The organism is Pseudoalteromonas sp. Of7M-16 (assembly GCF_022347805.1).
Classification (GTDB): Bacteria; Pseudomonadota; Gammaproteobacteria; order Enterobacterales; family Alteromonadaceae; genus Pseudoalteromonas; species Pseudoalteromonas luteoviolacea_F.
In genome coordinates, this window is sequence record NZ_JAKRFY010000009.1 from 34,034 (window position 1) to 49,371 (window position 15,338).

Sequence of the window (15,338 nt, forward strand, 5' to 3'; positions counted from 1 at the left end):
AAAAAGAGTTGCTATTTGCTATTCAAAATTTCCTTAGCAATGTGTTTTGCATTGTCTCCTAACAGAATGCTGAAGTGATCTCCAGGCAATTTGCTGGTTGATATTTGGGACGCGTGCCTGTCCAAGTAAGCGATATATTTGTTTTGATCGGCTGGACTTTGGGTCGCTAATACTAGCTGTGTGCGACCCAACCTCCAATTTGGCTGGTATTCAATGTGTAGCCGTGACTGTAAGTTATATAGCGACTTCAAATGTTCTGCGACTTCAATAGAGTCTATATTTTCATTTAATGTCGCGGCATCAACAAACCTAGCCGGGTGAATATAGGTATCCAACATGGTAAGTTCAACCTGGTATCCCGAGTCAATTAACCTTGCCGCTAATTCTAACGCGAGTACACCCCCGTAAGAGTGGCCAACGAGCTTAACTTTATTTAAATTACGTGCTGTGATTGCGTCAATAAACGCTTCCACATTCTCTGTAATGCTGGTGAACGGCTTTTCACCTGAAATAAGACCCTTATGCCTGAAAACTCCAACTTCGCCTTCAAACTCATTCATGTGCTGCATAATGTCGATAAAATCTTTATCTGTGCTGGCAACACCTGGTATGAAGTAACACCCGATGGCTGGAGCCGCCACTTTACGCGTTAGTTGAAGAAGTGGCTGATCCCAAAGATGTGTTGAGCGAAGAGAGTCAATTAGCTCGGCCTGTGTCTTGATGGTATTAAATTCAAATACTTGAGACAAGCTCACCGGTTTTTGTAATACAGTGTGGATTTTTGAAATGAGTTTCACAGCAAGTAATGAATGCCCACCAATTTCAAAAAAGCTTGAGCCTATACTTAAGGTATCAATATGGGTGTCTAGCACATCAGCCCAAATTTTTGTAAGAGCAATTTCAGCTTCGGTACTAGGCGCTTCGTGCTGCTGAGCGCTTATTTCAAAGCTAATTGCAGGCAATGCATTTTTATCTATTTTACCATTCGCAGTTAAAGGCCATTCAGATACGATTACAATCTTATGTGGTTGCATGTAATCTGGTAACGCGGCTTTTAAACTTTGTTGAATTGTTTGCTCAAGTTCGGTCGAGTTGGCCGTAACAATCTGGCTTTCAGCTTTGACATAAGCAACTAAGTACTGATTGTGGTTAAGTTCAGTGATGTTGACTAGTACAGAGTCAATCTCCGGAATTTGGGCAATTTGCGACTCTATTTCGCCAAGCTCTACCCTAAAACCGCGAATTTTGACTTGACTGTCTTGTCGACCGACAAAATGCACAGTGCCATCTTCTAGTAAGTATCCTAGATCTCCTGTTCTATACAGCAACTCAGAGCTTTGTTTATGTTGAGGGTCATGATAGGGATTTACTACAAACTTCTCTTTGGTTAAGTCTAAGCGTTGCCAATACCCTTTTGCCAATCCTGGACCACCAATGTAGATTTCTCCAATACTGCCAAGAGGAGTGGGTGAAAGATAGGGATCTAGAACCAACAATTGATAGTTCGGGTTTGCTTTTCCAATAGGAATGTTGTGCGCTTGGGCATCCTTAGGTGAGGTGACATAGCTTGATGCTGTGACGGTTGCTTCTGTCGGTCCATAGGTATTAATAAGAGAAGTGCCATTGCCTAATTTTTGATAGTGATTTTTAACCGTTGTTGCTGTGAGCGCTTCACCGCCGACAATGACTTTTTGTAAACTATGTACAGGTACAGCAAGTTCACCCGAGGTGGTTTGTGCCCAAAAAGCGGTGGGTAAGCTAGCAATGGTGATGTTGTGCTGATTACAAAATTGTATGAAGTGGTCGAAACTATAAGCTGATTGCTCATTCCTTAGGACCAACTGAGCACCAATACACAAGCTCGCACACAATTCTTCAATAAAGATATCGAATGAAATGTTTGAAAATTGCAACACAACGTCATTATCACTGACCTGATATACCGTTTTGATATGCTCTTGGTAATTAAGTAAAGCACTATGTGCTACCATTACGCCTTTTGGTTGGCCTGTTGAACCAGAGGTATAGATGATGTAAGCCGTGCTTGATGCGCACAGCGATAGCTGATCTTTTGTTATGTTTTCGATCGTATAGGTACTCAGTACGCCCGTTTGATTAACAACGTGGTCTAAATCTATTTTATCGACAGAACTTTGGCTCAGAGCCTTGTTGCCGTTACCTTGAGTTAGCACCAGTTTTAACTGAGCATCATCAAGCATATACTCAATGCGAGGCAAAGGGTATGCAGGATCGATTGGCACAAACCCGCCGCCCGCTTTTAAGATAGCAATCGCACCGATCACCATTTCAACGCTGCGATCTGCACAAAGGCCAACCATAGTCTCGGCTGATACGTCGAAGTTGTTCATGATGTATCGAGCAAGTTGGTTTGCTTGTGCATTGAGCTGCGCATAGGTTAACTGAGTATCACCGTTTATAAGCGCGACTTTGTCAGGCCTTTCATGGGCCATTTGCTCAATAAGTTCATGGATACATTGATTGTCGTTAAAGGCTCTGCTTACACCGTGTGAGAGGCGCAAAAGCTGACTTTCTTCTTCGCGGCTGTACGCTGGCAATGTCAGAGGCGGGGCATCTTTGAGATCTGTATAGCTTGCAGATAAATTCTCCATAAGCGTACACAGGTGATCACTCATCTTTTGAATTCTTTGCTGAGTAAATAGACTTGAGTTGTACTGCCAGTGCACCTTGATACCACTTTCACAAATAACAAAGTCAACTTCCAAATCAAACTTGGCCAACCCTTGTTGCGCAGTTAACAGTTCAAAACGCGCATCACCATGTTCCTCTGTTGACTGCTGCGCATTATCCATTTGCCCAAACTCTGAGTTTATGGTGACCATAATTTGGAAGATAGGGGTGACTTGCGTAGAGCGTGACTCTGATAAGTGTTCAACCAATTGTTCGAAAGGAATATCTTGGTGCTTTTGCGAATTTAGGTGGACTTCACGTAAGTGATTAAAAAAGTCCTGCCAATCAGCCTGTTCGGTATTCACACGTAGTACGAGTGTATTGACAAATAGTCCTACAAGTGGTGCCAGTTCTGTTTTCAATCTATTCGCGGTTGGCGTGCCAACGATGATGTCATGAGAGTTACTGTGTTTGGTTATGATAAGTGAGAGCAAACCATGCATCAGCATGAAAGGCGTTAACTTGGCGTCTTTCGCGATGGCCATTAACTTAGCCGATGGCTGTTCACCAAGCGTTGACTCAACCACTGCGGCAGGATTGGTCAGGTTTTGAGATCTAGGTTGGCAAAGCGGTAACGAGTGTGTGGCAGGTGCATCTCGTAAGTTATCCAGCCAGTAGTGAAGTTGCTGTTTTAGCTTTGTCTCATCCAAATATGCTCTTTGCCAAAGTGCGAAGTCGGCATATTGAATAGGTAAATCGTTGAGCGCAGATGGCTGAGCTTGTTTATATGCTGAATATAAGGCAGTAAACTCTCTGGTAATAACCTCCATCGACCAGCCGTCAGACGCGATATGGTGCATATTGTAAATCAATGTGCTTTTGCGCTCGCTGAGCTTTACGATGTGCGCGCGCAACATCAAATCGGAGGCAAGGTCGAAAGGTCTCGAAAATTCAGCATCGAGCTTTTCATTTAGCTTCTGTGTTTGAGACACCGTGCTATAGGCTGTGAGATCTGTTACCTCAATTTTAAAGTCAATCAGCTCTACTGGTCGTACTTTTTGCTTAATTTCGCCATCTTGTTCATGGTAAGTTGTTCGAATAATTTCGTGGCGTCTGATAATTTCGTTAAAGGCGTGCTCGAGAAGTCCGAAATCTACGTCACCTTCGATATTAAAGGCCACAGGCATGTTATATTCTGCAGAGCCGCTTTGTAGCTTATCCATAAACCACATGCGTTGCTGTGCATAGGAAACGGGAAGTAGCTCTGAAGTCCGTTCGATGGGGACGAGCGCTATAGTATTGCTTTCCTCGGCGTTTCTGGAGTCTATTTGCTGTGCTAAATGCGCTAAATTCTGAGCATTGAACACTTGCTCAACAGAGATGTCGATACTAAAGGCCTGAGATATTTCAGCGACGAGCCGGATACAAAGTAGTGAATGTCCGCCTAGCTCAAAGAAATTGGCATCAATGCCAATGGTCGTTGCGTCAACGCCCAATAATTCGGCCCATATTTTTGCGATGTCTTTTTCTGTTGCGGTGCGTGCGGGTATGGTTGCTGCTGGTGTGTGCGTATCTGGATTGGGAAGAGCGCGTTTATTTAATTTTCCATTTGCAGTCATAGGCCAACTGTCTACAACTATAAATGCACTGGGCACCATGTAGCTTGGCAACTTATCGACTAGGTTTTTCTTGATGTCGGCTAAAGTGGTGTCAACACTTTCACTTCGCACTGTATCGCACAACTGTATATAAGCTGCTAGTTTCACTGTTTTGCCACTATTAAAAGTGATGACAGACGCAGATGTTACTTTTTGATGCTCAACCAGTTTGCTTTCTATTTCTCCCAGTTCAATGCGAAAACCGCGAATTTTAACTTGGTCATCTGTTCTACCAATATATTCAAGTGTGTTATCAGGTAGGTATCGAACTAAGTCGCCTGTTCTATACAAACGATCCGATGCATCTGATGTTCTTGATGACACGAAAGGGTTGGCAATAAATTTTTGCGCGGTCAACTCTGGTTTGTTGACATACCCTGTTGCAAGTCCGTCACCACCTACACAGAGTTCGCCAATAGCACCATGAGGCGTTAAGTTGTTATATTTATCAAGTATATAAATTTCATCACAATGTAGTCGTTTACCGATAGGGACGACTTTAGAAGGCAGCGGAAACTTAAACTTGTGGGATGTTGTAAACGTCGTATTTTCTGTTGGACCATATGCATTGATGAGCTGTACGTGCGTGAGCTTTTTCTGTGCAAGCTGCACTGTCGCCAGATCTAGCGCCTCACCTCCTACAATTAACTGTTGTAGGGATTCGAGTCTATTTTCGAGCAATAACCACTCTTTAAAAAATGCAGTGGTGAGGAACATAGAGTTGACTTGATGTTTATCTATGGTGGCATTGAGCTGTTGCGGAGTGAGGATATTATCTGGGTATAAGATAACCTTACCACCATTGAGTAATGGCCCCCAAACTTCTAGTGTCGCCGCATCGAAAGCGATATTTGCGGTATGTATCATTACAGTACTGCTATCCAATTGCATAAAGCTTGGATTGGTGATCAGTCTTATGATACCGATGTGAGGTATTTCAACCCCTTTGGGTTTGCCCGTCGAGCCTGATGTGTAAATGATATAGGCCGGAGTCTGCGCATCTGGCGCTGTGGGCAAGAGAAGCGTTTGATCTTGGTCTATCTCGGTGTTATCGAGTGCGCTGATTGCTTCTGACAGGTTGCATATTTCACCATGCCAGTTGGCAATATCGAGGTCATTTTTGCTGTGCTTTAGAATAAGCTGAGGTGACGCATCTTGGAGAATATGCGCTAACCGCTGGGCTGGGGAGTTAATTTCCATGGGAACATAAGAGCAGCCCGCTTTTAAAATCGCCAGCATACCAATGACCATTTCAATGGAGCGCTCGGCAAACAGTCCTATCGGCTTGTTACTCTCGAGCTTATAATTTTTAATCAGTAGTTTAGCTAAGTCAGTTGCTTTGTCATTGAGCACTTTGTAAGTAATGGAGTGCGCTTCAAATATGACAGCTACGCTATGTGGATTTAAGTTTGCCTGCCGGTCAAAGAGTGTACATACACTGTGTGATTGCGAGTATTCAATCTCTCTGGCATTCAAAGTATTAATTAAATGCGCTTGTTCGGTGTGTGGCAAGAGTGCCAGATCTGATATTTTGGTTGTAGCAGGGTGAGCGATATTAGAAAAGCTTTCGAGCAGTACTTGCAAGTGGGTATGAAGTTTTTCGATGTAAGACTGTTTGTAGATACTCGGATCATACTGCCAACAAATATCAACACCACTGTCACTGATATTCAGCGAGATATGCAGCTCGAATTGAGCAGGAGTGCCCTGTGATTCAAAAACCGTTGCATCTACATCTGCCAACGCCGAGCGATTCAGAGTTTGCTGATCGTTTAATCCGTATTCAGTATTACTGGTAAACATGATCTGAAAGAGCGGGTTGTACCCACCGTCTCTAGGCACTTTTAATCGGTCAACCAGTTGGTCGTAGGGCATTTCCTGATATTGCTGGGCCGATAGGTGAACTTTCCTCAGTGCAGCAAAGTACTCTTCTAACATATTAATGCTTGTGTCTACTCGCAATACGAGTGTATTGACAAAAAAGCCAATGAGCGGCTGCAATTGTGCTTGCGAACGGTTGGCAATTGGCGTGCCTACGATAATATCGTCACTATTGGAGTGTTTTGACATCACAATGGAGAAAATGCCATGCATTAGCATAAATGGTGTGACATTTAGGTCTTTCGCAAGCTTTAAAAGCTTATTGGCGCAATCGGTAGGGAGCCCACCTGAAACAGTCTGTGCTTGACGCGTATGATCTTCTAACGGCGTAGGTTCGCGGTGCAAACCATGTATTAATGGCATATCACTTAATTGTTGTTGCCAGTATTTAAATTGTTGATCAAGGCTAGGTGCATGCTCATGCTGCCATACAGCATAGTCGCTATATTGAATATTCAATGGAGGAAGCGGATCTGAGAGTCCCGTTTTAAATGCATCATATAGCGCAAAAAACTCTTTGATAAGCACTTCGATAGACCAACCATCCGATGAAATATGATGCATGTTTAAGATTAAAATACCGCTGGCTTGGCTGGTGTGTATATAACTCACACGCAGCATTAGGTCTTTGCTTAAGTCAAACGGTGTGTACATATTTCGCTGTACAATATCTGCCAGCTCAGAGTCTGTTTGCGCAGAGCTTAGTGTCATTTCATCAATGGCAAAATTGAATTCAGATAGAGGCTTTACTTGCTGATAAGCCGTGCCGTTATCATTGATATAGTTGGTTCTCAATATCTCATGTCTGCTTACAATGCAGGAAAAAGCACGTTTAACCAAGGCCAAGTTGAGTACGCCTGAAATCTTAAAGGCTATGGGCATATTGTACTCAGGAGAGCCTTGTTTAAGCTGATCGATAAACCAAAGCCGTTGCTGGGCGAAAGATAAAGGCAGTTTATTACCTTTGTCTTTTACTGCCACGATTTGCTCTTGAGTCACTTGCGAAGCCGTCATGGAGGCTAATTTTTGCAAATAGGCCGTCAGATCTACTTTGTTTTCTTTAATTGTTTTCGATAGCTCAGGCGTAATGGCACCCTTAGGTGCCTTTGCGCGTAGTTTTGTCGCTTCATCTAAATACAAAGTGATATCGAGTGATGCTAATTTTTGCAGCAGTGCTGGAATATTTGTTTTAGAATTCGACATCTTCAAACTCCGTTTCTTCTAGTTCATTGAGTTTGTCTTGTGCATTTAAATTCAGTTTTAAGGAGTCGCAAATTTGTGCGAGTTCCCGAAGTTCTGAGACTTCATAAAGACCTTGCAGATCCAGCTTGAGACCGAGTTCCTGCTCTATACGACTCAGTAAACGGATCACGAGTATTGAGTGTCCACCTAACTCAAAGAAACCGTTGTGAATACTGATTTGGTGCGCTTCAATTTTGAGTAACTCAGCCCAAATTTTGGCGAGCGTACGCTCTGTATCTGTTTGGGGAGCAACGTATTCTACTTCGATACTTTGCTGTGGTTGAGCTAATGCCTTTCTATCTAATTTACCATTAGGGGTTAAAGGCCACTCATCGACTATCATCAAAACACTCGGCACCATATAGTCAGGCAGTACACTATTAAGTGCTGATTTTAATCCGCTGATATAGTTACTCTGCTCTGCTTCACTTAACGTATCGGTTGGTTTTACATACGCTACAAGCTGCTGGCTGCCTGCAAGTTCCGTTGCCACAACCAGAGATGACTCCACCCTAGGTTGCTGAGATAATTGTGCTTCTATTTCACCAAGTTCGATCCTAAAACCACGGATCTTAACTTGGTGGTCTATTCGGGCAATAAACTCTAAATTTCCATCGGATAAATAACGAACTAAATCACCAGTACGGTACAGTCGTTTGGAGCTATTAGGGCTGCCCGCGTCGAAATACGGATTATCAATAAAGCGCTCTGTCGTTAGTTCAGGGCGGTTGAGGTAGCCACGGGCTAAACCAGTACCTCCAATGAATAATTCTCCAGCTACGCCATGTGGGGTCATGTTTAGGAACTTGTCCAGCACCATAAGCTGAATGTTATCAATGGGCTTTCCTATCGGTACACCGTGACTGATATCTCCAGAGCAGTTCCAGTAACTTACATCAATTGCAGCTTCTGTTGGGCCGTATAAATTGTGTAATTCTGTATTCGGTAATGCTTGCCTTACTCCTTCTACATGGCTCACCTGCAGTGCTTCACCGCTACAAAAGACTTGTTTCAAATTGGTACAGAGTTTGAACGCTTCATTTTCGAGCATGGCTCCGAGCATCGAAGGTACGAAATGAAGTTTCGTGATAGCGCTGCGCTGAATTAGGTCACATAGGTAAGCTGAGTCCTTATGCCCCTCTGGTTTTGCAATGACTAACCGTCCTCCATAAGACAGTGGCCAAACAAACTCCCAAACCGACACATCAAAGCTATATGGTGTTTTCTGGAGCACAGTATCGTCGACAGTCATATTGTATTGGGTTTGCATCCAGTGAATGCGGTTCACCAACGCTTGATGCTCTACCATGACGCCTTTAGGTTTACCTGTCGAACCAGAAGTATAAATGACATACGCTAAGTGAGATGAAGTTAAGCCCTGTGCTGTAAGATTGACATTTGTAGTAGGGAATTGAGCAAAGTGTACATTGTTTTTTATATCAATGATCCTGCCGTTGTAGATTTCACCCAGTACCACGGATGTACTATTTGCGCTCAGCACAACATCTAAGGATGCATCGTCAAGCATATAGCTTAAGCGTGCTTGTGGGTAACTTGGATCCAACGGCACATATGCGCCACCCGCTTTAAGTATGGCGAGTATACCGATGACCATTTCTAGAGAGCGTTCGATACATAGGCCAACCAATGTATCTGGCTTAACATCATATTGAGCGACTAAGCAGTGAGCCAACTGATTTGCTCGCGCATTCAATTCACCATAAGTCAGCTGCTCATTTTCAAATACAATTGCGATATTATCATGGTGTACTGTTGCTTGGTGTTCGAATAACTCGTGGATACATAGATCCGTTGGGTAGTCCGAAGCCGTATCGTTTAGCGCATTGAGCAAGAAGCCTGTTTCCTCTTTGCTAAGCATAGGTAACTTAGAGGGGCACAGTTGCTGATCCGTTACTGAAGGTAGTGCACTCACAGCAAACACCATTTGCTCTAGGTGGCTCATAAATTGAGTGATAAATGCCTTGTCAAATAAGTGGCAATCAAAGGTGCAGCTTAAATCGACTCCGTCATTGGTAATTCGAAAATCAACATGAAGATCATACTTTTCGTGAATCACATTTGAAGAGTAGGGCTTGAGCTCTATATCTGGTAATGTGAAATCTTCTTCGCTGGAGGTGATGCCATACTCTGTGTTGGTTGTCATCATAATTTGGAAAACCGGAGCATGGCTTGTGCTTCGGGCGACATTCAAGCTTTCAACTAACTGTTCAAACGGTACATCTTGGTTTTCTTGTGCCTCTAAATGTGTGTTTTTCACATGCTGTAAGTATTTTGCGATAGAGCCTTGTTCGACGTCTAGTCGCAAAACCAGATTGTTGATAAACATGCCAATTAAATTATCCACTTCCGTATGAAGGCGGTTAGCGACCGGTACACCTATCACAATGTCATTGGTGCCGCTGTAGCGGGCGAGCAACAGTGCAAAAATACCATGGCAGAGCATAAACTGGGTCACCCCATGCTTTTTGGCCATTGTTTGTAGTTGCTGCGCAGCGTGCTCTGGCAAACTGAGTTTTACAATATCGCCTTCGTACTGTTTGATGTTAGGGCGTGGATATTGTGTTGGCAGGTTATGTACTTCTGGTAAATCTGCCAATTGTTGCTGCCAGTAGGCCAATTGCGACTCAAGCATTTCTTCATTTAAATAGCTTCGCTGCCAATGGGCATAATCGGCATATTGAATGTCGAGCGCTGGTAGGGGGTTGGCTTGCCCTGAATGAAAAGCGTTATATAGCGTTATGAACTCATTAGTGAAAATCTCTAACGACCATCCATCTGAGGCAATATGGTGCATGTTTACCGTGAGTACGCCTTCACGCTCACTTGTCTTAATATACTTGGCTCGTAGCATTAAGTCGTGAGCGAGGTCAAATGGAGTACGTACCTCTTGTTCAACTAATTGCTGTATTTGGGCAGTCTGATCTGTACTGTCAGTGGTAGTAAGATCTATGACCTTGATTGCAAATGGCGCATTTTCTGAGCGCTTAATGTGCTGTGTGACTTCGCCATCAGTATTAACAAAGTTGGTGCGCAAAACTTCGTGGCGATCCACAATTGTCTGGAAGACGAGATTGAGCAGTGCCAAGTTTATGTCACCATGCAGCTCAAAAATAATCGGCATATTGTATTCTGGCGTCCCCCCTTGTAGCGAGTCCAGAAACCACAATCGTTGCTGTGAATATGACAGGGGAAGGTATTTACCAGTGCGCTCTACTGGGATGATTGGCGGGCGTTCAACACGGTTACTCTGAGTGTCAATTATGTTAGCCAGCGCAGTGAGGGTTGGCGATTGAAATACGTCTTTTATGGCCACTTCACAATCAAGCTGAGTACGAATTTCTGACGTGAGGCGGACCGCCAATAAAGAGTGCCCACCCAGTGAAAAGAAGCTAGATTCTTGGCCAATTGAATCTTTTGGCACACCCAATAGCTCTGCCCATATTGCTGCCAATGCATGTTCTGTGATTGTTTCTGGAGACAGAGCATGTTCATCGTCTATCACATCGTCATAGGCAGGAAGCCTTTTTTTATCGGTTTTACCATTGGTCGTTAGTGGCCAATTTTCGACTACGACAAACCTGTTAGGGATCATGTACTCTGGCAGCTTTTGAGATAACTCTGCTTTTAATTCAGAGATCTCAATCGGTTCTTTTGGCAAAATATAGGCGACCAGCATCTCACGGTCTTCAATGGCAATCACACACGTCTTGGCAATCTTGTCACAGTTCGTTATTTGACTTTCAATTGCACCAATTTCTATTCTAAATCCGCGGATTTTAACTTGCTCATCTTTTCTGCCGATATACTCTAGTTCGCCATTGGCTAGCCAGCGTACGAGATCACCACTGCGATATAGCAATGGCGAAGTATCACCGGGGAAGGTGTTAGGAATGAAGCTTTGTTCAGTAAGCGCTGTATTGTTTAGATACCCTTTACCGACACATTCACCGCCAATAAATAATTCGCCGATAGCACCGTCTGGTACCAATTTACCGTTGTGATCTACAACATAGCAATGCGTGTTAGTGATAGGGGCACCAATGGCGATACTTTCTGGCCACTCATCCACCTCGCTGGTCAGTACGGTCGAGGTACACACGTGAGTTTCTGATGGACCATATTGATTCACAAGTCTGATATTGGGGTGGCGTTTAAAGAACGTACGGATTTCTGGCGTGATGACCAAAAGCGCTGCGGTGGAAATAACAACTTCAAGTGATGGGAATTGAAGCTGTTTTTCATTGCTGTAACTGGCTAATGTTTGCAACATAGAGTAGGGTAAATTAGCGAGACTAATGTTGGCTGCGTGAAGCTTAGTAGCTATCTCTTCAACATCAAATTGCTCAGTCTCAGTAACCAATTGCAATGAACCGCCTTGTAACAAGGCTAAAAATATGTCGGTAAAACTCATATCAAAGCCAATCGACGAAAACTGCAAAACAGTGTGTGGCTTAGCTATTTCTTGGCAATTTTCCTGCATCGCATAAATGAGATTGACCAACGGCTTGTGGTGCATACCAATCAATTTAGGCTTGCCTGTTGACCCCGACGTTGTGAGCGCGTAAGCAAGAGCTTGTTGGTCTACAGAAATGTTGAGATCTGATACTTCTTGCTCCCAGTTAATTTTGTCCAAATGAATAACATCAATATTGGCAGTGTCGCTTAGGGCTTGGGCATTGGCTGAATTGGAGAGAATGAGCCCGACGTTTGCATCTTGTACACGCTCGACAATAATCTTGTCACTGTGTTTGATGTCCAGCGCCAAATACCCACAGCCAGCTTTTAATATGCCGAGAAGCCCTGCGATCATCTCCACAGAGCGTTCGATGTATAAACCGATGAGTGGATTCGTCATCTCTTTTGTATATGTCTTTATCCTGTGGGCGATAAGATTGGCTTTGTGATTTAACTCTCGATAGCTGGTGGCGCCTTGAGCAGTGATAACTGCACATGCATCGGGCGTAAGTTTGGTTTGTTGTTCAAATATTTGGTGTAAACACTGCGGTGTTTCCCGAGCTATTTTCGGGCCCGCAGCCTTATCAAGTAGCTTGTCGATTTCGTTGTCAGACAATATTGCGATGTTGGCAAGTGCTACTTGGCCACTCGACTGCTCGCCCAATTCACTGATGGCGCTAAGCACATTACACAGGTGCTGTACAAGTAGTTGAACTTGCGACTCGCCAAACAGGGCTTCGTCATACGTCCAGTCAATGCACAGGCCATTCATTGTGAAGCTCACATCGATATCCATATCAAATTTCGACGTCGATTCGGCTAAACTGAGTGGCTCAATATCAACACCTGGCAGCTCATAATTGACGTCGCTTTGCAGTTTGTAGTCCGTCATTGTGGTGAGCATAATTTGAATAAGTGGAGAATGGCTGGTGCTGCGCTCCAGTTTTAAATGTTCAACCAGTTGATCAAATGGCACATCCTGATTGGATTGGGCTCCTAAGTGAACCTCTCTTACGTGTTCAAAATAGGCTGCCATGTTGGTGTGATTGGTATTCAATCTTAATGGAAGAGAATTAACAAAAAAACCAATTAACGGCTCAAGCCCAGCGACCAGTCGATTAGCCACGGGTGTACCGATGACAATATCTTGAGAATTACTGTGTTTTGATATGACCAAAGCCAATGTTGCGTGAATGAGCATAAATGGCGTTAGCTGAAAGTCATTTGCTATTTTTTGTAGTGTAGAGGCAATGTCTAAAGGGAGTGTTTCGCTGACTGTTTTGCCTGCACTTTGTTTGACCTTTGGTCTGGTGTTTCGAGTCGCTATGCCATGGAGTGCAGGGGCATCGTCTAATTTTTTCTGCCAGTACGATAATTGCGATTCTAAAACTTTACCGTCCAACCACTCTCGTTGCCAACATGCATAGTCGGCATATTGAAATTGCAATGCTGGAAGATCAGCACTTTCTCCTGCTGTATAGGCTTGGTAGAAAGTAATAAACTCTCTGGACATAACATTCATTGACCAGCCGTCAGAGGCTATGTGGTGTATATTGAAAAACAGCACACCAGAGCTAGGTTGAGTGTCAGTCGCCTTTGAAGTATGTATATAGAGGCAGCGGAGCATAAGGTCTGAACTAAGATCGAATGGTTTGGCAGCACTCTTTGTTATGATATTTTTAACTAGCGACTGCTTTTGATCCTCTGCTACTTCAGTGAGGTCATGCTGTTCAATATCGACTTTTGTGTTATCACATACTTTTTGGTAAACAAGGCTTTGTTCAGTTTCAATATAAACGGTTCTTAACACTTCGTGTCGCTCAAGTATGGACTGTAAGGCTTTTTTTACCGAAGCTAAGTCTAATGAACCGGTGATTTTATATACAAGCGGGACGTTATACTCTACCCCCCCTCCTTGTACCTTGTCTAAAAACCATAATCGCTGTTGCGAGAATGAAAGTGGAATACGGTCTTTAGGGCAGGTATGGGGTTTTAGTTTTGCGCGAGTATTGGAGAGTTGTGAAACAACAGAGATAATACTTTCTTTATTTTGCTTAAAAAATTGTTTGTCTTCGTCAGACAGTGCAGCAAGATTACCTTTGATGATAAGTTTGCCATTTTGTGAGCTGACCTTTAACCCGTTTTGAATTTTTTCTTTTATAAAGTTTCTAATGATATTTAAGTCGTTAGCCATAATGTTCTACAGTGCTTATATACAAGGTTAGTTAGGGCGGGGTTTTAGACAATTTAACCACTTCAATAGTTTGACCCCCCCGGCTTTAACCAAGGCGGGTATCATTTAGCTATTAACGATTGGGCGTGTTGATTTTATTGTTATAAACCCCATTTCTTATTACTGGGTTATTTTTAAACGCATGGTTCACATTGCTTTTCAACTAACCTTGGTTTTGTACTTTTTTCTGTAGTGGCGGTGACGGGAATTGACACCAATGTTTTATGCAGTCCACAATTAAACTGCCATACCATTTCGGATAGCGTATCTTCGTGCCATTTAAATTCGATGGTGCGCTCGACACTCCACCCGCGGAATTTAAATAGTCCATCGCTAAGCGGTTCTAAAGTAAAGAGAGGTTTTTCATCTAACCAAAATTGCAGTTCACTATTGTCGATTAACTTTATTTGACCGGAAATAATACCTAGGATGCCATCATCTGTTTCAAATATACCTTTTAACAAGGCGGCTGAGATATCAAAGTCACACTGGTATTTTTTTAGAGATTCAACAGCGAGTGGTTGGCTATTTTGATGGCATAGTATCTGTTTTGCAGCGATCGCCTTTTGCTCTGACTGCGGGAATAATTCAAGTAGTTTATCAGTGATATAGGCATCAAAGATTAAGTGAATACGATGTTTGTCACTGCCATTATCTACGCTATGAGGCACTGAGAAATCACCGTACCACAACTCACCTTCCGGCCAGTGAAACTCCTCTTTACCAAACCTCATAATGACATTCTCATCGGTTTGAATGGGGATATGTAATCTGACTTGACCATATTGGAGTGCTACAAAAGTATCGCAGTGTTCTTGTATTGTCATGCCTGGTCCCATTGAGGACAGTCTAACGGTACGAATATCACCACCGAAATATGACATCAGCTTACGAATATATGGTGTGTGTTTACTCATCTCGTTATATTCATAGTCATGGATGCTTGGGCCTCCAGGGTCTGTCCGGGACTCGCTGCCTCCTAAGGAGCGTAAACTGACCACTTTCCAGTTTCCACTATGATAAACAGTAGTATTTAATCCTGGGACATTTTCAGCAATAAAAGGAGACTCTTTGTGCCACTGAAGTCTTTGGATAATTTCTAGTTCTTTTTTTAGTTCTGGTAGGTCAATATCCATATTTAATTTACTGCATATTGAAAGTGACATTTCAAGCTCCTTTAACTTGCTAAATATAACTAT

3 protein-coding genes are annotated in these 15,338 nt (G+C 43.1%); all 3 read right to left on the bottom strand.

Annotated features, from left to right (window positions below; all coding sequences use genetic code 11):
* Nucleotides 1-11: 11 nt before the first annotated feature.
* The 3 genes from MHN81_RS11575 to MHN81_RS11585 all read right to left on the bottom strand — a co-directional run bounded on the left by MHN81_RS11575 (nt 12) and on the right by MHN81_RS11585 (nt 15,305).
* Nucleotides 12-7,391, bottom strand: coding sequence for a non-ribosomal peptide synthetase (locus MHN81_RS11575; protein ID WP_239425776.1), 7,380 nt, complete (start codon nt 7,389-7,391; stop codon nt 12-14).
* A complete protein-coding gene (locus tag MHN81_RS11580; RefSeq protein ID WP_239425777.1) occupies nt 7,378-14,100 on the bottom strand; it encodes a non-ribosomal peptide synthetase in 6,723 nt (2,240 codons plus the stop codon). The genes MHN81_RS11575 and MHN81_RS11580 overlap by 14 nt, the downstream gene beginning before the upstream one ends.
* Before the next feature lie 173 nt (nt 14,101-14,273).
* Entirely contained in the window at nt 14,274-15,305 is a 1,032-nt protein-coding gene (locus MHN81_RS11585; RefSeq protein ID WP_239425778.1) for an aspartyl/asparaginyl beta-hydroxylase domain-containing protein, read from the bottom strand.
* Between the last annotated feature and the right edge of the window lie 33 nt (nt 15,306-15,338).